General features: G+C 66.3%; 15 protein-coding genes and 2 pseudogenes. 5 read left to right on the top strand and 12 right to left on the bottom strand.

What is annotated here, in order from left to right:
- Positions 1-308 precede the first annotated feature (308 nt).
- Positions 309-938 (top strand): SDR family oxidoreductase, encoded by a 630-nt coding sequence (locus WS69_RS24235; protein WP_059473337.1) that lies wholly within the window; start codon positions 309-311, stop codon positions 936-938.
- Positions 939-1,059: 121 nt separating this feature from the next.
- On the opposite strand, the gene WS69_RS24230 is transcribed toward WS69_RS24235, so the two are convergent.
- Positions 1,060-1,608: a peroxiredoxin gene (locus WS69_RS24230; protein ID WP_059473196.1), complete on the bottom strand. Its 549-nt coding sequence runs from the start codon at positions 1,606-1,608 to the stop codon at positions 1,060-1,062.
- A 290-nt stretch (positions 1,609-1,898) separates the two neighbouring features.
- Here WS69_RS24230 and cdpA point away from each other — a divergent pair, with 290 nt between their 5' ends.
- The gene (gene cdpA, locus WS69_RS24225) at positions 1,899-3,641 is read left to right on the top strand and encodes a cyclic di-GMP phosphodiesterase CdpA (RefSeq protein WP_082716462.1); all 1,743 of its coding nucleotides are present in this window, start codon (positions 1,899-1,901) and stop codon (positions 3,639-3,641) included.
- Positions 3,642-3,675: 34 nt separating this feature from the next.
- Positions 3,676-5,133 (top strand): HDOD domain-containing protein, encoded by a 1,458-nt coding sequence (locus WS69_RS24220; protein WP_059473194.1) that lies wholly within the window; start codon positions 3,676-3,678, stop codon positions 5,131-5,133.
- Positions 5,134-5,512: 379 nt separating this feature from the next.
- On the opposite strand, the gene WS69_RS24215 is transcribed toward WS69_RS24220, so the two are convergent.
- The 7 genes from WS69_RS24215 to WS69_RS24185 all read right to left on the bottom strand — a co-directional run bounded on the left by WS69_RS24215 (position 5,513) and on the right by WS69_RS24185 (position 12,212).
- Complete coding sequence (locus WS69_RS24215; protein ID WP_059473193.1) at positions 5,513-6,295, bottom strand: c-type cytochrome; 783 nt, start codon at positions 6,293-6,295, stop codon at positions 5,513-5,515.
- Positions 6,292-7,917, bottom strand: coding sequence for a b(o/a)3-type cytochrome-c oxidase subunit 1 (locus tag WS69_RS24210; protein WP_059473192.1), 1,626 nt, complete (start codon positions 7,915-7,917; stop codon positions 6,292-6,294). Before WS69_RS24210 ends, WS69_RS24215 begins: the two co-directional genes overlap by 4 nt.
- Entirely contained in the window at positions 7,904-8,461 is a 558-nt protein-coding gene (locus tag WS69_RS24205) for a cytochrome C oxidase subunit II (RefSeq protein ID WP_059473191.1), read from the bottom strand. Before WS69_RS24205 ends, WS69_RS24210 begins: the two co-directional genes overlap by 14 nt.
- A gap of 25 nt (positions 8,462-8,486) precedes the next feature.
- Entirely contained in the window at positions 8,487-8,669 is a 183-nt protein-coding gene (locus WS69_RS24200; protein WP_004534842.1) for a hypothetical protein, read from the bottom strand.
- Between the two features lie 7 nt (positions 8,670-8,676).
- Positions 8,677-9,975, bottom strand: coding sequence for a c-type cytochrome (locus WS69_RS24195; RefSeq protein WP_059473190.1), 1,299 nt, complete (start codon positions 9,973-9,975; stop codon positions 8,677-8,679).
- Positions 9,975-10,691, bottom strand: coding sequence for a c-type cytochrome (locus tag WS69_RS24190; protein WP_059473189.1), 717 nt, complete (start codon positions 10,689-10,691; stop codon positions 9,975-9,977). The genes WS69_RS24195 and WS69_RS24190 overlap by 1 nt, the downstream gene beginning before the upstream one ends.
- A gap of 411 nt (positions 10,692-11,102) precedes the next feature.
- On the bottom strand, positions 11,103-12,212 hold the full coding sequence (locus tag WS69_RS24185; protein ID WP_059473336.1) for an aspartyl protease family protein: 1,110 nt from the start codon (positions 12,210-12,212) through the stop codon (positions 11,103-11,105).
- Between the two features lie 238 nt (positions 12,213-12,450).
- On the opposite strand from WS69_RS24185, the gene WS69_RS24180 reads away from it, so the two are divergent.
- Positions 12,451-13,476 (top strand): sulfonate ABC transporter substrate-binding protein, encoded by a 1,026-nt coding sequence (locus WS69_RS24180; protein WP_059473335.1) that lies wholly within the window; start codon positions 12,451-12,453, stop codon positions 13,474-13,476.
- Between the two features lie 386 nt (positions 13,477-13,862).
- Here WS69_RS24180 and WS69_RS24175 read toward each other — a convergent pair.
- From WS69_RS24175 to WS69_RS24165, 3 genes and pseudogenes are all read right to left on the bottom strand, one after another.
- Positions 13,863-14,509, bottom strand: a pseudogene (locus tag WS69_RS24175) (transposase).
- Between the two features lie 391 nt (positions 14,510-14,900).
- Positions 14,901-16,106, bottom strand: coding sequence for a phosphoglycerate dehydrogenase (gene serA / locus WS69_RS24170; RefSeq protein ID WP_226382754.1), 1,206 nt, complete (start codon positions 16,104-16,106; stop codon positions 14,901-14,903).
- Positions 16,107-16,505: 399 nt separating this feature from the next.
- Positions 16,506-17,543: an AraC family transcriptional regulator gene (locus tag WS69_RS24165; RefSeq protein WP_059473187.1), complete on the bottom strand. Its 1,038-nt coding sequence runs from the start codon at positions 17,541-17,543 to the stop codon at positions 16,506-16,508.
- 186 nt (positions 17,544-17,729) lie between these two features.
- Here WS69_RS24165 and WS69_RS24160 point away from each other — a divergent pair, with 186 nt between their 5' ends.
- A complete protein-coding gene (locus WS69_RS24160) occupies positions 17,730-18,809 on the top strand; it encodes a fatty acid desaturase (RefSeq protein ID WP_059473186.1) in 1,080 nt (359 codons plus the stop codon).
- A 139-nt stretch (positions 18,810-18,948) separates the two neighbouring features.
- Here the strand turns inward: WS69_RS24160 and WS69_RS24155 are convergent.
- Positions 18,949-19,281 (bottom strand): annotated as a pseudogene (locus WS69_RS24155) (M24 family metallopeptidase); the annotation flags it as partial.
- Between the last annotated feature and the right edge of the window lie 212 nt (positions 19,282-19,493).

Genomic DNA, 19,493 nt, shown 5'->3' with positions numbered 1-19,493 from the left:
AGCCGCCGTGTCACAAATGCTTACGCCTGATACGAAGCCCGTCGTCTATTCATGAATGAGCGGGCCGCGCGGCCGGCGGGAAAACCGCCGTCGCGCAGCACCGCCCGCGAACGCCCCCGGCACCGGCGATCGGCACGAATCCGCGCACTTGTGCTGTCATGTGCGCCAGCCCACCGCCGCGCCGGACCTTGATCCGAATCTCGTTTCGGCGTCAACGATCGGACGTGAATTCGGCATACACTTGAGCGTTCGTCGTCAGTCCCTCGTGGAGGGCGCCATTGGCGCAGCGCAATGCAAGGAGCGGTTTCATGTCGATGAAGGTACTGCTGATTGGCGCGTCCGGCCGCACGGGCCGCGCGCTCGCGGACCTGCTGCTCAAGCAGCAGGATTTCGAGGTCACGGCGCTCGTGCGCCGGCCGGATTACGCGCTGCCGGGCGCGAAAGTCGTCGTCGCCGATCTGGCGGACGACTTCTCGTCCGCGTTCAGCGGCATCACGCACGCGATCTACGCGGCGGGCTCCGCCGAATCCGAAGGCGCGGCCGAAGAGGAGCAGATCGACCGCGACGCCGTCGCGCGCGCAGCCGAGTATGCGAAGGCGCACAACGTGCAGAAGCTCGTCGTGATCAGCTCGCTCTCCGCGTACTGGCCTGAGCGCAGCCCCGAGTTCCTGCGCCACTACTCGCAGATGAAGCGCGAAGGCGACGACCGCGTGATCGCGTCGGACATCGATTACGTGATCCTGCGGCCGGGCCCGCTGTCCGACGATCCGGGCATCGGCAAGATCGCGCTCACCGAGGAGCGGCTCGACAACGCGCCGCCCGTCGCGCGTCAGGACGTCGCATGGGCGGCGATCGAGGCGATCAAGCTCGGCATCTCGAAGAAGATGATCGGCTTCGTCGGCGGCGGCGTGCCGATCGAGCAGGCGCTGCGCGCCTGAACGAACGGGCCGGGCGCGGCCTCCCGCTGCCGGCATCGCGCCCGGCACGCCCCGCCCGCCGGCGCCCGCTCCAGGCGCGTCTACCGAATCCCGCCGCCGCGCCCGAGACGCGCCGCGGCCGTCACGGCTGCTTGTGCGACGCCGCCCACGCCTTCACCGTGTTCAGCGTGTTCTCGACATGCTTGTCGGGTGACAGGCTCGTGTACTCATAGAGAATCTTCCCCTCCGGCGAAATCACGTACGACACGCGGTTCGCCTTCGAAATCGCCGGCAGCTTCGCATCGTACTCGCGGATGATCTTCGCATCCGGGTCCGCGGCGACCGGGAACTTGCTGCGGCACTCGCTGACCGAAAACTTCGTCAGCGTGCCAATGTCGTCCGCCGACACGCCGATCACCGTCGCACCATACTGTTTGTAAGCATCGACCGCGTCGGCGAACGCGTGCGCCTCGATCGTGCAGCCGGTCGTGAACGCGGCCGGATAGAAGTACAGCACGACGGGCCCCTTCTTCAGCGCTTCGGCGAGCGAGTACGTGTAAGTCTTGCCGCCGAGCGACGCCTGCGCGCTGAAGTCGGGCGCCGCGTCGCCGACCTTCAGCACGGCATGGGCCGCGACCGTATACAGCGCGAAGAGCGCGGCCGCCGCGCCCGTTGCCAGTTTTCGATTCATCTGAGTCCTCGTCTTCGAATGTCCATACGTTCAACAGGATCTGGCGCCCGGCAAGCCGGCCGCACGTGTTCGCATCCCGAACTGCCGCACATGACGAAACGCTCTATGTCGTTTCTTCCCTGACGCTAAAGAATCGGCACAATGCGCCGTTATTGCGTCCGGACACCGGTTCCAGCCCCTTCACGCCAGCGAGAAACATGGAAGCCATCAGGAACAAAACGCCCCGCAAGGGCTCCTGGCGCGCCGCACTTCACAAGCTCCGCCGCTTCGCGTGGTCGGGCGGCGCGCTGATGCCCGCGCGCGCCGGCACGCCGCGCGCCGACGATACGGTCCGAAGCTGGTTGGAGCAAACCGTCGGTACGGTCGATTTCCTCGCTCACGTGGATCGCGATCTGCGCTTCCTGTACGTGTCGGACGCGAGCCTGCGCTTCATCGGCTATCACCGCGGCTATCTGCACACGCTGACGCTGCGCGACCTGATCCCGGAGCAGGATACCGCGACGCTCGACGGCCTGCTCGCACGCGCGTCGGAGACGGGCGACATCGAGAAGGCGACGCTGTGCCTCGTCAAATCGCTGACCTACCCGCTCGACGTCGAGGTGCGCGCGGTGCGCAGCCGCCACCACGGCGTCGACGGTTTCGCGATCGCGGCGTTCGACGTGTCATCGTGGCGCGCGATCGAGGCGCGGCTCACGTACGAGCTGCACCACGATCCGATGACGGGGCTCGACAACCTGTCCGCGCTGCTTCCCGCGCTGATGCGCGCGCAGCAGACGGCCGACGAAGGCGGCGGCTGCACCGCGCTCATCCTCCTCGATCTCGACGACTATCAGCGGATCAACCGCGCGCTCGGCTACGACGCGGGCGATGCGCTGCTGCGCGACACCGCGCAACGGCTGCAGCGGCTCGCGACCCGCGGCGAGCGGCTCGCGCGCGTCGCGAGCGACAAATTCGCGGTGGTGCTGAGCGCGCCGACGCGCGTGGCTGCGATCGACGCGGCGGAGGCGCTCGCGCGGCAGCTTCAGACGGCGGTCCAGCAGCCGTACGCGTACGGCGGACAGGCGGTGCACCTGTCGGCGAGCGCCGGCATCGCGATCTACCCGGATGCGCGCGCCGCATCGAAGCACGCGCAGCACCACAGCCCGCTCTTGCGGCGCGCGGACCGCGCGCTCGCGCAGGCGAAATCGGCGGGCGGCAACGCGCTCGCCTTCCATCAGCCGACCGACGATCCGGCCGACGCCGAGCGCCTGAAGCTCGAAGCCGATCTCTACAACGGCGTGCGCAACGGCGAGTTCTCGCTGCATTTCCAGCCGATCACGAAGAGCCACACGGGCGCCGTCGTCGGCGTCGAGGCGCTGATCCGCTGGCACCATCCGGTGCTCGGACTCGTCGCGCCGGCGACGTTCATCCCGCTCGCCGAATCGATCGGCCTCATCAACTATCTCGGCAACTGGGTGCTGAAGGCCGCGTGCATGCAGCTCGTGTCGTGGGACCGGCAAGGGATCGCGCTGCAATACGTAGCCGTCAACGTGTCGCCGCAGCAGTTTCGCGATCCGCGCTTCACGCAGAGCGTGCGCGACGCGATCAAGCTGACGGGCATCGACCCGTGCCGGATCGTCCTGGAGATCACCGAAAGCCTGCTGATGCACGATCCGAATCACGCGAAGACGCTGCTCGAGGAAGTGACCGAGCTCGGCATCCGCTTCGCGGTCGACGACTTTGGCACCGGCTATTCGAGCCTCGCGTACCTGCAGAGCTTCCCGCTCGCGAAGCTGAAGATCGACCGCAGTTTCGTCGAAAATCTGTTGACGTCGAGAAACGACCGCGCGATCGTGTCGGCGGTCGTCGGCCTCGCGCAGACGCTCAAGCTCGAGCTCGTCGCCGAGGGCGTCGAGACCGAGGCGCAGCGCACGCTGCTGACCGAGATGGGCTGCAACCACATTCAAGGCTGGCTCGTCTGCCAGGCGCTGCCGTCGGAGGAACTCGCGCAGCGCTTCGAAGCGCAGGAGCTGTATCTGCACGAAATCGCATGACGCACGCCGCCGGCTTTCTCAATCACTGATTCGTATGCCAATCACCGCACAACTGCCGCGAACGGCGCTGCTCGACAAGCTCTGGGCCCGGATGAACGAGCGCGGCGATTTTCCGCTGCTGTCGGACGCGCTGCGCGCGACGATGGCCGCGATGAAGAACGACGACCTCGACTTCACGGCGCTCGTGCGCGTCGTGCTGTCGGACTTCGCGCTGACGCAGAAGGTGCTGCGGCTCGCGAATTCGGCGATGTATATGGCGTTCGGCGGCAACATCACGACCGTCACGCGCGCGCTGATGGTGCTCGGGATGGACGCCGTCGGCCATCTCGTCGTCGGGCTCAAGCTCGTCGACCACTTTCATCAAAGCGCGCCGCGCCGCATCGACGCGAAGCTCGAGTTAAACCGCGCGCTGCTGTCCGGCTGCGTCGCGCGCAAGCTGACCGAGCACGTCGACCTGCGCGCGGGCGAAGAAGCGGTCGTCTGCACGCTGATGCGGCAGGTCGGCAAGCTGCTCGTCGTCTGCTATCTCGACGCCGAGTGGGAAGAGATCCGCCAGCGCGCGGCCGAGCATGACGACGACGACGAAGCCGCGTGCCGTGCGGTGCTCGGCGTCGGCTTCGACGAGATCGGCCTCGAGGCGGCGTCCCGCTGGCGGCTGCCGGAACTGATCCGCGCCGGCATGACGCGCTTCGACGCGAACGACGGCGCGCCGCACGACGTCCAATGGCTGCGTGCGGTGAGCCACTGCTCGGCCGACGTCGCGGCCGCGCTCACGTCGATGCACGCGCAGCAGCGCGATGCGCGGATCGCGGCGCTCGCGCATCGCTTTCACGGCGTCCTCGGCGCCGATGCCGACGAGCTCGCCGAGATCGCCGCGTCGCTGTCGCGCGAGGAGACGAGCGACACGGTGATGCGCGAGATCGTCGAGCTGCGCGCGAACGCGGACAAGATCGCGCGCGGCGCGTCGAACCCGCAGGCGTGCCTCGAAGCGGGCCTCGCGGATCTGCGCGCGCTGCCGTCCGAGCACGTGCTCGGCCCGGTGCTCGCGCTCGCGTCCGAAAGCGTGCTCGCGGGCCTCGCATTCACGCGCACCGTGATGTTCGTGCGGCGCGACGACGGCATGTTCGCCGCTCGGCTCGGCTTCGGTCCGGACGTCGACGCACAGCTCGAGCGGTTGCGCTTTCACGAGACGTTCGAGCCCGACGTGTTTCACCTCGCGATCACGAGCTCGGTCGGCATCTTCATCGAGAACGCGCGCGACCCGAAGATGGTCAAGCGTCTGCCCGCGTGGTATCTGGACGCGTTCGACGACTCGAGCGCATTCGTGCTGCTGCCCGTGATCGCGGAGCAGAACGCTGTCGCGCTGCTGTACGGCGACTGGGCGGCCAGCCAGCCGGCGCGCAAGATCGCCCAGCAGGAAATGGGCGTGCTCAACGAGCTCGCGGCCGAGCTCGGGCGCTTCTTTCGCGGTGCGCAGGGCGAAGACAAGTAACGCGCGCGGTCACGCACGACGCAGGACCGCGCATGCGGCGAGCGCCGGCGGGCAAGTCGGTGCGCAGACGCCGCGCACATCGCCGCCGGCGACACGAAACGACGCAGCCACAATCATCTGAATTCAGCGAGACAGCCGGACCATGCGCCGGTTCGCGCGACGTCGCCGCGCCATGCTCGTGAGCGTGCCCGCCGCGAATCCCCCGCGCACCGCACGACGCCCATCGCCCCATCGATCAAAAGCAGCAAACGGGCTCGCCCCGTTTACCGCTTCTTCCTTTCGCGATTCGATCGTGCGCGATCGCACACGAGACGCGCGCCGCCCTGCCCCGCCCGCATGCCACAAACGCGGTAACGCGCAGCCGCCGCGCGCCCCCGCGTTACGGCCGGCCCGCGTAGTACCGCGCGGCGACCGCGATCTCGTCGAGCGTCATCTGCCGCGCGACGTTGCGCATCTGCTCGCTGATGTCGTTATGCCGCGCGCCCGACGCGAACGCCTGCAACTGCGCGTTGATGTAGACCTCGGGCTCGCCTTCGAGCCACGGCCCGCCGACCTTGTTGTCCATCCCGCCGTGGCACGACGCGCACGGTGCGATGTTGCGCATCGGCGCGCCGCTCGCGACGATCTTCGGCCGATTCGCGGCGGGCTTCGCCGCGGCGCGCGGCAGATACGAATAGAACGCCGCGAGATCGCGCATGTCCTGGTCGGACAGATTCACGACCATCGGCGCCATCACCGCGTTCGTGCGCGCGCCCGCCTGGAAGTCCTTCAACTGCTTGTAGATGACGGCCGCGTACTGGCCCGCGAGGTTCGGCGAATTCGCGTCGCTCATGCCGCGCGCGCCGTGACACATCGTGCAACGCATCGCGAGCGTCGCGCCGCGGCCGATCGATAGGCTGTCCGTCTGCGTCATCATCTGCGGCGTGACGACGACGGCGCTCGTCTTGACCGTCGCGGGCTCCGGCTGCGACGGCAGCCACGCGCGCGGCACGCCGGCCGCGCTGCAGATCGCGTTCCAGATGCCCTGGAACTGCGCATCCTTCTGCACCGACGGCAGCCAGACGAAGCCGATCAGCACCGACGCGACGACTGCGAACAGCGTGAGCCCGACGCTGAGCGTCAACCAGCGGTTGCGAATCGAAAACAGACGTTCCGTGCTCATCGTTGCGTCCCCATGTAGATCGCCGGCACCGACGCTTGCTTGAGCGCCATCAACTGCGCGATCGGATAGCCGTAGTTGACGACCGTGAGGCCGATCATCAGCGCGATCCACAGCCCGAAGCTGTTGAGCGCGACGGGCAGCGTCTTCGGCTCGTGAACGGCCGAGCTGAACGTGAACTCGGCGGGCTCGACCTTCGCGCTGCAATGGCTGCGTATCAGCACGACGAAGAACAGCACGGCCGACGCGACGAGGATCAGCGCGCCGACGACCGACATGATCACCCAGATCGCCTGCGGCGCGAGCGCGGGATCGCTGTAGTCGTAATAGGCCATCCGGCGCGGCATGCCGAGGATGCCGACGTAGTGCCACGGGAACGTCGTGACGATCATCCCGACGAACCACAGCCACAGCTGCGTCTTGACGAGGCGCAGGCTGCCGAGCGCGCGGCCTGTCAGATGCGGCCACAGCTCGTATGCGATCGCGAAGTACATGATGACGACAGCGCCGCCGAAGATCAGGTGGAAGTGGCCCGTGATCCACTGCGTGTTGTGGATCGTCGAATCGAGCTGATAGCTCATGTTGATGATCCCGCCCGCGCCGCCGAAGCCGAGCATCACGAACGAGAACGCGACGGCGAGCATCATCGGCTCATGCCATGGCAGCGCGCGCAGCCAGCCGAACGCGCCCTTGCCGCCGCGCAGGCGCGCCGCGATCTCGACCGATGCGCACACCGTGAACACCGTGAGGAGCGTCGGCACCGCGACGAGCGCCGTGAACACCGACTGCAGGAACTTGAAGCCCGAGCCGACCTGCGGATCGGCGAACAGATGGTGAATGCCGATCGGCATCGCGCCGACGAGGAACAGGATGAACGAGATGCGCGCCATCCCGTCGCTGTACAGCTTGCCGCCGATCGCGCGCGGCACGAGCGTGTAGTACGCGATGTACGCGGGAATCAGCCAGAAGTAGACGATCGCATGCAGCGTCCACGAGAAGAACACGCGCGCGAGGCCCGCGTCGATCGTCGACTTGAGTCCGACCGCGACGGGCAGGATCTGGAACAGGATCTCGATCGCCGCGCCGACCGCGGTCCAGCCCCACAGATAGGCGCCTGCGACGTTCGCGAACATCGCGAGCGGAATCGGCTTGCCGGGGTTCTCCTTCTTCCACGCATACAGGTTCACCGACATCAGCGCGACCCAGATCCACGAACCGACGACGACGAGCACGACGCCGAGGTAATAGAACGGACTGCCGATCATCGGCGGATAGAACGTGTACAGCACCGACGACAGGCCGAGCGACACGGGCGTCATCGCGACGACCGAGCCGACCGCGATCAGCCAGAAGCCCGTCCATGCCCAGCGGCGGCCGACGAGCGGCATCTTGAGCGCGAGTTCGCTGATCGCATAGCCGAAGCCCATTGCGATCAGCGTCGGGAACACGTAGCCCATCACCGAGCCGTGCGCCGTCACCGAACGGTAGTAGAGCTCGGGATTGCCGAGCCACGGATGCAGCGGACTGCGCGCGAGCATCTGCCACGCGCCGAGCAGCAGCGCGACGCCGAAGACCGCGAACGCGAGCCAGAAATGGGCGAGCACCAGTCGATTATTCTTTAACACAGCTCAATCTCCGCGCGCTGGACGCCAGTTTGTCGAATTCCGCACGGTCAATGACCTTGACGTGCGCCCACATCCCCTCGTGACCCGTGCCGCAATACTCATGGCACGGCATCAGGTGGTCCTTCGGCTTGTCGAAGGTCGTCCTGAACGTCGCGACGTAGCCCGGCTCGAGCATCGAGTTGATGTTGGTGTCGGTGATGAGGAAGCCGTGCACGACGTCCGCGCTCGTCGCGCGGAACGTGACGGGCGTGTTCGCCGGCACGAGGATGCACTGCGGTGTGAACGAGTACTGCTGGCCGATCACGCGCACCGTGACCGAGCCGTCCGGCTCGCGCGCGGCGCCGAGGTTGCTCTCGATGAATTCGCCCGAGACATGCAGCGTCGTCGGGTCGATCGTCTCGACGCGCGACGGCGGCATCATCGCCCAGTGAAGGCCGGTGTACACCATCATGGCGACGAGGACGACCATCAGGCCGACGGCCAGGATCGCCCACCTGCGCTCGATCCGGGCCGCGAGCTGCGCGCCGTCGAGACGGTCTGGCATAGGTTGTTTGGACATGGCAGCCGGATTATTGGATCACGCCGCGAGGCAGGAAGACGAGAAAGTAGAAGGCGAACCACAGCGCGATCACGATCGCGGTCGCAGTGCCCGCGAGCGCGAGCGCGCCGCGCGGCCCCGCGCGGACGATCTCGTCGACCGCGTCGTCGTGCGGTTCGGGGTCGCCCCCGTGTCGTTGGGAAGTGTCGCTCATGATGTCCTCAATAGAGCGGAGCGGAACGCAGCGCGTTGGCTTCCTTCGCGGAAACCGGCGTGCCGCGATTGCCCCAGGCGGTGCGGATGAACGTCGTCACGGCGGCCACCTCGTCGTCCGACAGCGACTGGGCGAAAGGCGGCATGCCGTAGGGCTCGGGATTCTTCGCGGTGCCGGGCGCGTAGCCGCCGTTCAGCACCATGCGGATCGGATTCACCGCGGACGTCATCTGGATCGACTGGTTGCCCGCGAGCGGCGGGAACGCCGGCGTCTTGCCACGGCCCGTCTTGCCGTGACAAGACGCGCACTGCGCGTCGTAGATCTTCGCACCGAGCTTGTAGAGGCGCGTCTCTTCCGGCGCGGGCATCTTCGTCGGCGGCGCGGACGCGGATTCGCTGCCGCGCTGCGGCAGCGCCTTCAGATAGACGGCCATCGCGCGCACGTCGTCGTCGGACAGGTGCTGCAGGCTGTCGTAGACGACCTCCGCCATCGGCCCGTACACCGCGCCGCGATGCGACGCGCCCGCCTGCAGGAGGCCCGTGATGTCGGCGATGCTCCAGTCGCCGAGCCCCGCTTCCTTGTTCGACGTGAGCGACGGCGCGTACCACGCCTGCATCGGGATCAGCCCGCCTTCAAACGCGTTCGACTCCGAGCTGCCGCCGAGCGCATTGATCGCGGTGTGGCACATCGAGCAGTGGCCGAGCCCCTGCACGAGATACGCGCCGCGGTTCCATTCGGCCGGCTTCGTGTTGTCCGGCTGATACTCGCCTTCCTTGAAGTACAGCGTGCGCCAGCCGATCAGCAGTTGCCGGTTGTTGTACGGAAAGCGCATGTCGTGCGGCCGGTTCGCGAGCTTCACGGGCGGTACCGAGCGCAGGTACGCGAAGATCGCGTCCGAATCCGCGCGCGTCACTTTCGTGTACGCGGCGAACGGCATCGCCGGATACAGCAGCGAGCCGTCGCTCGAGCGGCCAGTGTGCATCATCGAGTAGAACTCGTCGGCGGTCCATTTGCCGATGCCCGCCTCGTCGTCGGGCGTGATGTTCGGCGAATACAGCGTGCCGAACGGCGTCGGCATCGCGCGGCCACCCGCGAAGAGCTTCTCGTCCGGCACCGTATGGCACGCGATGCAATCGCCCGCGCGCGCCAGATATTCGCCGCGCCGGATGGTCGCCGCGTCGTTCGACGGCTGCGCGGATGCGACGGACGCCGTGAACGCCGTGCCCGCGGCTGCGAACAGCACGCCGGCGAATGCAAGCGCGCTGCGGAATTTGACGGTCAGTTGCTTGTGCACCGAGGCCTCCATTAGCGCGGTTCGCCACCGCATGCGAGCGGCATGTCGAGCGAGTCCGCGGGGGCGGGCGACGGATTGGCGGGCGCGGGCCGCGACGCGAGCCACGCGGAGATCGCGGTCACGTCGATGTCGGTGAGCCGGGATGCGACCTGCTGCATGCAGTCGGGCCCGATCGACGTACGCGTGCCGTAGCGCCACGCGCCGAGCTGCGCGCTCAGGTATTCCCCGTGCAGGCCGAGGAGGCCCGGCACAGCGGGCTCCATGCCCGTCAGCGCCGCGCCGTGGCACGACGCGCACGCGGGAATCTTGCGCGACGGGTCACCCGACTTCACGAGCTGCTGTCCCCGCTCGAGCACCGCGGGCGCGGCGGCGGGCGCCGCGATCGCCGGGAACGGCGGACGCCGGCTCGCGAAGTGGTCGGCGATCCGATGCAGGTACGCGTCGGGCAGATACGCGAGCAGGTAGTTCATCGGCGGGTACTTGCGCCGGCCGTCGCGGAACGCAGCGAGCTGGTTGTACAGATAGCCGGCGGGCTTGCCGGACAAGCGCGGGAAGTAGTCGTTCGACGTTCCCTCGCCCTGCCGGCCGTGGCACGCGGCGCATGCGAGCACGCGCGCCTCCATCGTATCGGGCGCGCGTTCCGTCTGCGATTCCTGGGATAGCGCCGTCTGGCTCAGCAACGTGCACAGCACGGCAAGTACAGCGGTGGGTCTCGAGGTCACTGTCATCCTCTCCGGCAAGGCCTCCCGTTCCCGCCATCGACGCGAACCGCCCCTGCGGATCGTGGGGGAAGCGGGTACGCCGCAGGCACCATCGCTTTCTTTGGTCTCATGGGAACTTGTTGTTCAAATTTTCGATGTCGCGAAAATCTCATGAGCACCGTTGCTTTGCGTTGATTCATGTCAATCAAATACCTCTTTAAATTGATAATCGATCGGATGCGCAATCGCAAATTTCATGTTTTTGAATTTGGCCGCCCATGCACAAAGCGCAACATTTCGCGACGCCTCACACGACGTCGCGATTTTTTTCTTATGCACCAATGCATTCCGCGCGGCGATCCCGCGCGAGTCGTCGTCGCAGCAGCGCGTGGAGCGCGCCGCCCGCGGCCGCGCGAGCGGCCAGATGAAGGCCGTGCGTCAAATCCGCACGGTGCGGCGCGCGCCGCCGCGCTCAATCGCAATCTCGAGCGAGCCTGCCGGCGCGGAGCTCAATCGATCGCGCACGTCGTCGATGGCCGACGGGTCGACATGCTTGCCGTCGATCTCGACGAGCACGTCGCCGTTTTCGAGACCGTAGCGGCCGAGGTCGTCCGGTCGGTTGTGGAACAGCTGCACGCGGCCGTCGACATAGCGGATCGCGATCGTGCGCAGCGGCCGCGGATCGTCCTGCGTGAAGCGGCTCGCGTCGTAGCAGAACTCCATCGTGCTCGGCACGAACATGTAGCGATCGAGCCGCGCGAGGAAGTTCATCCCGAGCATGTCGCCGCCGCCTTCGGCGACGCGCAGGCCGCCGACCAGCTTGCCGTCGAACGACAGCCCCTTCGCGAAGTAATCGAGCGACTGCCCGACGCCGTTCGCCGACAGGCTCGGCACCGTGTCGCCGAGCGGCTTCGCGGCCTTGCGGCTCGCGAGGAACGCGAGCGTCGGCGCGGACACGATCGAATGGCGCGCGCCGGTATCGAAACGGAACATCGTCCATTGATCGCCGAAGTCGACGCTCACGGCGGGCGACTGGCCGAAGCTGTCCTGATGCGGGACGCAATGCTGGAAGCGCTGCCCGACGGGCGGATGACGCCAGACCGTCAGCGTGCCGCTGCGATTGTCGGCGATCCGGCTCAACTGGCGAAAGATCTCGATGCCGACGACGCCGTCGATCTGCGCGCCGAACGCCTGCGACAGCAACGACAGATCGAGGCCGAGCCACGGATAGAAGCTCGGCACCTCGAAGCTGCCGAGCGCGAGCGGCAACGGCTGCCACAAGCGCACGCGCTCCTGCGGGAGCACGCCGTCTGTCGTCGTGGGGCCTTTCGCGAGCATCGCCCGATATGCAATCGGAATCTGCTCGTCGGTCGACGGCTGCGTGATCGACTGCGCGAGCTGGTTGTCGATCACTGTGTGACTCGCGCCCGTGTCGACGAGAGAGCGATAGGTCTTGCCCGCGATCGCAACGGGCACGACGAATCCGCTCTTCGGCCTGAACGATACGGTTCGCCGCAAACGCGCAAGCATCGGCACGCGCGCATCCATTGCAGTGCGCACACCCGAGCGGCGCACTGCGAGGCCAGCCACGCGCCTTCGCTCGAGCGCGCGCATCCGCAAATTCCCTTTCGCGAAATCGATAGCAGAACAAAGTCGAAGCTGGCCATTGACCCGTTTTACGCGCGCCGACGATGATGGCTGCGGATTCGCGGCACGGCCGCGCGGCCGTGCATCACGCCGCGGCACGCCGCACCGCGCGCAAACGCCGCATCGACACACGAGCCACATGACCTCTCACGACACGCCCCGCTCCACCTCTCCCCAATCCGTTCATGACGGCACGCGCCGCCTGCTGCTGAAGGCGGCGGGCGCGGCCGCGCTTGCCGCACCATTGTCGGGCGGCCTCGCCGCACTGTCGGCGAGCGGCGCCGCGCACGCACAACGCAGCGCGAAGACGCTGCGGATTGGCTATCAGAAATACGGCAACTTCGTCGTGCTGAAAGCGCGCGGCACGCTCGAGAAGCGGCTCGCCGATCAACATGTTGCAATCCAATGGATTGAGTTTCCCGGCGGCCCCCAACTGCTCGAAGGCCTCAACGCCGGCGCGGTCGACGTCGGCACCGTCGGCGAGACACCGCCTGTCTTCGCGCTCGCCGCCGGCGTCGACTTCGTCTATGTCGGCAGCGAGCCGCCCGCACCGCAGGGCGAGGCGATCGTCGTGCCGCACGATTCGCCGGTTCGCGCCGTCGCGGATCTGCGTGGCAAGAAGATCGCGCTCAACAAGGGCTCGAACGTCCACTACCTGCTCGTCAAGGCGCTGCAGCGCGCGAAGATCGATTACCGCGACATCACGCCCGTGTATCTCGCGCCCGCCGATGCGCGCGCGGCGTTCGCGCAGCGCGGCGTCGACGCTTGGGTAATTTGGGATCCTTATCTCGCCGCAGTCGAGCGGCAAATGAACGCGCGCGCAATCGCGAACGGCGAAGGGCTCGTGAACAACACACAGTACTATCTCGCGAGCCGGCAGTTCGCCGAAGCCGAGCCGCAACGGATGCGCGTGCTCCTCGACGAGGTCGGCGCGGTCGACCACTGGGCGCGCGAAAACGTCGCCGCGGTTGCCGCGCAGCTATCGCCGCTCGTCGGTCTCGACACCGTGACGCTCGAACTCGCGTTGAAGCGGGCGAGCTACGGCGTGCAGCCAATCGACCATGCGACGCTCGCGTATCAACAGCAGATCGCCGATACGTTCGCAAGCCTCAAGCTGATTCCGCGCAAGATCGACGTCGCCGCCGCACGATGGCAAGCGGCGTAGGCGCTCGCGAATCTTCGCGAATCCTTACGAATCGCAACGCAATCACGTCGAGCGAAGCGCCGACGCGTTTTGCCACGCAGCGTCAGACAATGCGTCGGCATGCCGCCGCGGGGGCGACGGCATGCCCCGATGCGATTTTTCTCCGCATCGGGCCATCGCTGGCCACATCAAGATCATCCGGGCGAAAAGGCCAGAGCGCATCGCTCGATGCATCGATAGGCCCGACGCAGGTGTGTAGCCGCGCGATGCGCGCGAGCCGACACACGCGACAAGCCGGCCGTTCGCGGCCGATTGATTGCGCGTCGATCGCCGATTGCCGATTGCCGATTGCCGAGCAATCGCGAAGACGTGTTCGAGACGATGCGTCACCCGATGCACGGCGCGACTCACCCGCATGGCTTTCCGTCAGCCGCGCCGGCTTCGCCGCGCTCCGGCATGCGGCCGTCCCTGCCCTCATCGGCCGCACCGGCGGCGGCGACGACAGGCCTGCACCATGATTCAGGGCTGCTCCAGAACGCGTTGAACTGGAACCGGCGACGCGTTCGCGCGGGAGCCTTCGCGTCGACCGCTCCGCTCCGCTCGCGCAGCTCGACCTGTCGCCCGCCGGCCTTCAGGCGCTCGACGATCGCGGCGAGCGTGCCGTCCGCGGACCATTCGTCGAAGCGGCGGCGGCAAGTCGGCAACGACGGATAGCGGCGCGGCAACGCGCCCCAACATTCGCCCGTCGTCAGCACCCACAGCACGGCGTTCGCGACCGCACGCGCCTGCGCGCGCGGCCGGCCGCAGCGCGTATTCCGCACCGGCTGCGTCGCCAGCAGCCCCTCGATACGCGCCCATTCGTCATCGCTCAACTCTTCGAATTGCATCGTCAGCCCTCTTCGAGAAATCGGCGGAAACACGCACGCACACGACGTGCGCAACGCCGATGAAACGCCTGTCAGCCACGGCAAACGCAGAGCGTCTGCCGCGCGGGCCTCGTGCAATCGTTCGGAATGTGGGCAAGCGCACGCCGCGCCGCCGAAGGCGACGTCACGCGGACGCCGGATGGAATACCGACAGCGTGCGGATCAAAAGCCGCACGATACACGAACCCTCTTCCCCAGATAAATTCGTTGTTGTTCTAAGTAAATCTCAGGATCTCGATTCGACTCCATCGAGCGTGCATCGCGTCGCAGCGATGCGATTCGCCGCGACCGGCTGCGCCATTTGCAGCGGGACGCGGATGGGCAGACGCGTTCGTTCGGACGCTCCGGATTCGGTGCCCCGTTCGAGCGTCGTTCTCAAGCGGCGATTCGATTGGAGCGCAATATTACACGCGGGCCGTGAGAAATCCAATGCTGTCAATATCGGCAGCGCTGCGGCGGCGCATCAATGGTATGCGTGAGACCACGCGCGAGCCTTGTTCCGACGGCCCGCGCGCCGCCTCATGCGCTGCGAAGCAGCCGGCTGCGCGTGAACGCGCGATCGCCGCGCAGCTTGTCGAGAAACGCGTCGGACGGCACCCGGTCGAGGTCGGTCACCACGTAGCCGATGTCGCCGCGCGTCTGCAGATGCTGTGCGACGATGTTCGCGCCGTCCTGCGCGAGCAGCGTGTTGAGCACCGCGAGCACGCCCGGCGTGTTGCCGTGCACGTTCAGGAGTCGCGCGGCCGACGTGCATTCGCCCGGACTCACTTGCGGAAAATTGACGGCGCCCGCGCTATCGCCTCGCGTCAGGAACGCGACGAGCTTCGACGACACTTCCGCACCGATGCTCTCCTGCGCTTCTTGCGTGCTGCCGCCGATGTGCGGCGTCAGGATCACGTTCGGCAGTCCTTGCAGAACGGATTCGAAGCGATCCACGTTGCTCTTCGGCTCGTGCGGAAACACGTCGATCGCGGCGCCGCCCAGACGCTTCTGCACGAGCGCATCGCGCAGCGCGTCGATGTCGACGACGGTGCCGCGCGACGCATTGATCAGGATTGCGTTGGATTTGAATTGCGTGAGCGCGTCCGCATCGATCATGTTGTGCGTCGATGCGTTCGCCGGCACGTGCAGCGTGACGACGTCCGCGAGCGCGATTGCGTCGCCAAGCGAGCGCGCGGGCTGCGCGGAGCCGAGCGACAGCTTCGCCTGCACGTCGTAATAGACGACCTTCATGCCGAGCGCCTCCGCGAGCACGCCGACCTGCGCGCCGATGTTGCCGTAGCCGACGATCGCGATCGTCTTGCCGCGCGCCTCGAACGATCCGCCCGCGCCCTTCGCCCACTCGCCCGCATGCGCGAGCACGCTCTTCTCCGGTACGCGCCGCAGCAGCAGGATCGCCTCCGCAATCACGAGCTCCGCGACCGATCGCGTATTCGAAAACGGCGCATTGAACACCGGAATGCCGTGATGCGCGGCCGCCGACAAATCGACCTGCGACGTGCCGATGCAGAAGCACCCGATCGCGAGCAGATGGCGGGCGGCGTCGATCTCGTCGCGCATCAGGTGCGTCGCCGAGCGAATGCCGATCAGTTGATGGTGCTGCAGCGCGTGCTTGAGTTCATCGCCGGCGAGCGCACCCTTGCGCCGCTCGATGTCGACGTGCGCATCGGCGAAATGCAGGGATGCGCTGTCGTGGATGTTTTCGAGGAGGAGAACGGAAGTCATGTCACCCAGCGTGATGGTCGAACCATGGAGGAAGTCGGGAATTTCGGCGCGGCGCCCGCTGCTCGCACACGAGCTACGTCTGCCGCTCGCACCGAGCGCGCCGTGCGCAATGCAATTCGCGTCGCCGTTCGAAAATCGTAAGCCTTGCGGGAATACAACACAAGGTTGCCGACATCTCCTACTGTGTGTGGGGAATTGCCGCTTGATATGGCTGAAGGAATGCGGACGATGTGTCGTGAAAACGCATCGATGCGAACACAAACATCCCTGCTCTCGATAGGTGTACTCGGAATGCGCATTGCGCGCACTTCACGCCTGCATCGTACCCCGTCGCGCTCGACCGACCCGCAACGCATGTCGGATACGACGCTTCGCGGATCGCAAGACCGCGTGCGACGCTCAGCGCCTGCTGCTCGGCGACGCACCGGTCCAACGCCTGAATGCCCGGCTGAAATTCGCGCGATCGGTGTAGCCGACACGCACCGCGATCTCCTCGACCGTCAGTTGCGTGCCCTCGAGCAGGCGCAGCGCGTCGCGCAGCCGGATCTCATCGAGCAGCGCCGAATACGTCGTGCCGTAGTCGCTCAGCTTGCGCTTGAGCGTGCGCTCGGACAGATGCAGCTCGCGCGCGAGCGCGTCGAGCGACGGATAGCCGTCGCTGCCGCGGATCAGCAGATTTCGCACGCGCTCGACGATGCTCTCCGCGTAGCCGAGCCGCGCGAGCTCTGCTTCGCACTGCTGGACGATCATCTGCGCGGTCTGCGCGTTCGCGGTCTTGATCGGCTCGTCGAGAAGCGCCGCTTCGCAGCGGATCTGGTTCGCGGGCGCATCGAAATGACAGCGAGGAAGACGATCGCGATAGCGCGCGAAGTATGGCGGCTCGAGCCACTCGAAGCACAGCTCGGCGTTCGCCTTCATCGTCCTGTCATGCGACGGCGTGAGCAGCGAGTTGAACAGGATCGCCGTCTCGACCATGAAATTCTCGACCGCGAACTGGCGCAGCCTGCCGAGCGGAAACGCTTCGAGGATGTCGATCTGCACCGTGTGCTCGAGTTCCGTGAGCCGTATCGAAAAGAACGGCACGCGCGTCGGCAGATAACGGATGCCGAGCTGGATCGCCTCGCCGAGCGTCGCGCAGCTCATCAGCCCGAAGCCGATCATCCCCGATTTCGTCAGGCTGCTGCGCAGCCCGATCTCGATCGCGATCGACGGATCGTTCGTTTTCCCGAGCAAATTGAATACGATCGCCGCCTGCTGCAGCGGCGTGATGCGCGCGTCCGGCTCCTCGAGCTTCGCGCGCGTGACGCCCGTGTTCGCGAGAATGTCCGCGTCGGCGATGCCGCGCTCCTCCGCGAGCATCAGCATGAAAAGCGCATAGGCGGACGAGACGGTCGCCTTGTTCAATTGCCTCGTAGGATCCGGAACGGACGTGGCCATGCATCGACTCCGAGCGGTAACCGGCCGATTATAGCGACTGATGGCCCGATATGACTCATCGCAACGCTGCAAATTGGCCTCAAATGACTCGATCTTTGGCACGACCGGCCCTCGCGGCGGAGGCGCGGACGGTTCTAAGATGGCGTCATCGGCATACCGCCGATTTCAGGGATACGGATTCGAACAATGAGTAAGTCCAAGACTTTGCGCTTCAAGAACGACGCGGAAAAGGTCGCGTACGTCCGCAACGAGGTCAATGCGGCGAGCGACGCGCTGCGCGCGAAATATCCGCTGCTCGACAATCAGAATCTGGTCGGCGCGACAGCGATGGCGCTTTGCGTCGCGACGATGCTTGCGGCGGCGTATCTGTACGCAAAGGGCATGATCGCGTGGTACGTCGCGCTGCCTGTCGCGACGCTCGCGACGTCGCTGATCCACGAACTCGAGCACGACCTGATCCACTTGATGTACTTCAAGAAGACGCCGTGGGCCTATCATCTGATGATGACGCTCTGCTGGCTCACCCGGCCCGGCACGATCAATCCGTGGACGCGCCGTCGGATGCATCTGCACCATCACAAGGTGTCGGGCAGTGAATCGGACCTCGAGGAATACGGGATCACCAACGGCGAGCGCTGGGGCGTGAAGCGCGTGCTGATGCTCGCGGACGGCATGCTCGCCGTCGCGCTGCGGCCGCTCGGCATGCGCCGAAAAGTGTTGCAGTACGTCGCGGCGCAGCCCGCGCAAGCGCGCGGCGATCGCGTGCGGCTGCGCATCGAGCAATTGATGTCGTACATGCCGATCGGCCACGCCTACTACGTGCTGTGGCATGCATTCATCGCGTATCACGCCGGACTCTTCGCACTGCATGCGCTCGGCCATCAGCCGGACGTGCCGGCGCTCGTCCAGCAGGCGATGCACGCCGTCGACTTTCTCGCGGTGACCTGGCTCGGGCCGAACTTCGTGCGCAGCTTCTGCATCAACTTCATCAGCTCGAACATGCACTACTACGGCGACATCGATTCGCGCAACGTCATCCAGCAGACGCAAGTTCTGAATCCGTGGTGGCTGCTTCCGGTGCAGCTGTTCTGCTTCAACTTCGGCAGCACGCACGCGATTCACCACTTCGTCGTGCGCGATCCGTTCTACATTCGCCAACTGACCGCGAAGCGCGCGCATGCGGCGCTGCGCGCGGTCGGCGTGCGCTTCAACGACATCGGCACCTTCCGTCGCGCGAACCGTTGGAACGAGCCGCGCGTCGCGTGATGCGCGCGCGACGGCGCGGCCTTCAATCGCGCCGTCGCCGGCGCTCACTGCGCGTTCATAAAAAAAACGCCGCCGGACGGTTTGTCCGACGGCGCTTCTTTATTTCCGGCGCATATCCGGACGCGCAGCACGCTACTCGCTACAGCAACGCACAATGCGTCACATTCGTGCCGTGCTCGATCCACAATTGTTCGTAGTCGAGAAGATACGCACGCTCGTCGTCGGTGAGCAGATCGAGAGCGATCAGATCCCAGTCGTAACCGACCGTCACGAGGTTCTCGAGCGCCATCTTGCCCGGTTCCTGCTCGCTCGGATGGATGACGACGATGTTCTCGATACGCACGTCCCCCTTGCCCGGCACGTAGATGCCCGGCTCGACCGAAATCACCGCGTTCGGCAAGAGACCGTACTGCGAACCCAAACCGAATCGCACGCCGCCTTCGTGCACGTGAATGCCGATGCCATGCCCCGTGGCCGCATGAATGTGCAGCATGAACGCATTGCCGGCCTATGCACGCAGCTCAAGCTCGACTGTGTGGCCCGCGACCGGGGCTCGCTCGCGCAGCACGCTGCAACGCGCGATGCGAGCTTGGCCGACTCCCTAGGTTCTGTTCACATTCTCACCAGCGGCCCAAAGGCACAGGCAAGCGAGGCGAAGGCGAAATAGTTGCCTGAAAGCTTGTC

The sequence above is a fragment of the Burkholderia sp. BDU5 genome (assembly GCF_001522845.1).
Classification (GTDB): Bacteria; Pseudomonadota; Gammaproteobacteria; order Burkholderiales; family Burkholderiaceae; genus Burkholderia; species Burkholderia mayonis.
This window is presented reverse-complemented; position numbering and strand designations above follow the sequence as displayed.

Coding starts and splice junctions, on each gene's coding strand:
- WS69_RS24235 (WP_059473337.1), top strand. CDS start 309: ATGTCGATGAAGGTACTGCTGATTGGCGCGTCCGGCCGCACGGGCCGC.
- WS69_RS24230 (WP_059473196.1), bottom strand. CDS start 1,608: ATGAATCGAAAACTGGCAACGGGCGCGGCGGCCGCGCTCTTCGCGCTG.
- cdpA (WP_082716462.1), top strand. CDS start 1,899: ATGCCCGCGCGCGCCGGCACGCCGCGCGCCGACGATACGGTCCGAAGC.
- WS69_RS24220 (WP_059473194.1), top strand. CDS start 3,676: ATGCCAATCACCGCACAACTGCCGCGAACGGCGCTGCTCGACAAGCTC.
- WS69_RS24215 (WP_059473193.1), bottom strand. CDS start 6,295: ATGAGCACGGAACGTCTGTTTTCGATTCGCAACCGCTGGTTGACGCTC.
- WS69_RS24205 (WP_059473191.1), bottom strand. CDS start 8,461: ATGCCAGACCGTCTCGACGGCGCGCAGCTCGCGGCCCGGATCGAGCGC.
- WS69_RS24200 (WP_004534842.1), bottom strand. CDS start 8,669: ATGAGCGACACTTCCCAACGACACGGGGGCGACCCCGAACCGCACGAC.
- WS69_RS24195 (WP_059473190.1), bottom strand. CDS start 9,975: ATGGAGGCCTCGGTGCACAAGCAACTGACCGTCAAATTCCGCAGCGCG.
- WS69_RS24190 (WP_059473189.1), bottom strand. CDS start 10,691: ATGACAGTGACCTCGAGACCCACCGCTGTACTTGCCGTGCTGTGCACG.
- WS69_RS24185 (WP_059473336.1), bottom strand. CDS start 12,212: ATGGATGCGCGCGTGCCGATGCTTGCGCGTTTGCGGCGAACCGTATCG.
- WS69_RS24180 (WP_059473335.1), top strand. CDS start 12,451: ATGACCTCTCACGACACGCCCCGCTCCACCTCTCCCCAATCCGTTCAT.
- serA (WP_226382754.1), bottom strand. CDS start 16,106: ATGACTTCCGTTCTCCTCCTCGAAAACATCCACGACAGCGCATCCCTG.
- WS69_RS24165 (WP_059473187.1), bottom strand. CDS start 17,543: ATGGCCACGTCCGTTCCGGATCCTACGAGGCAATTGAACAAGGCGACC.
- WS69_RS24160 (WP_059473186.1), top strand. CDS start 17,730: ATGAGTAAGTCCAAGACTTTGCGCTTCAAGAACGACGCGGAAAAGGTC.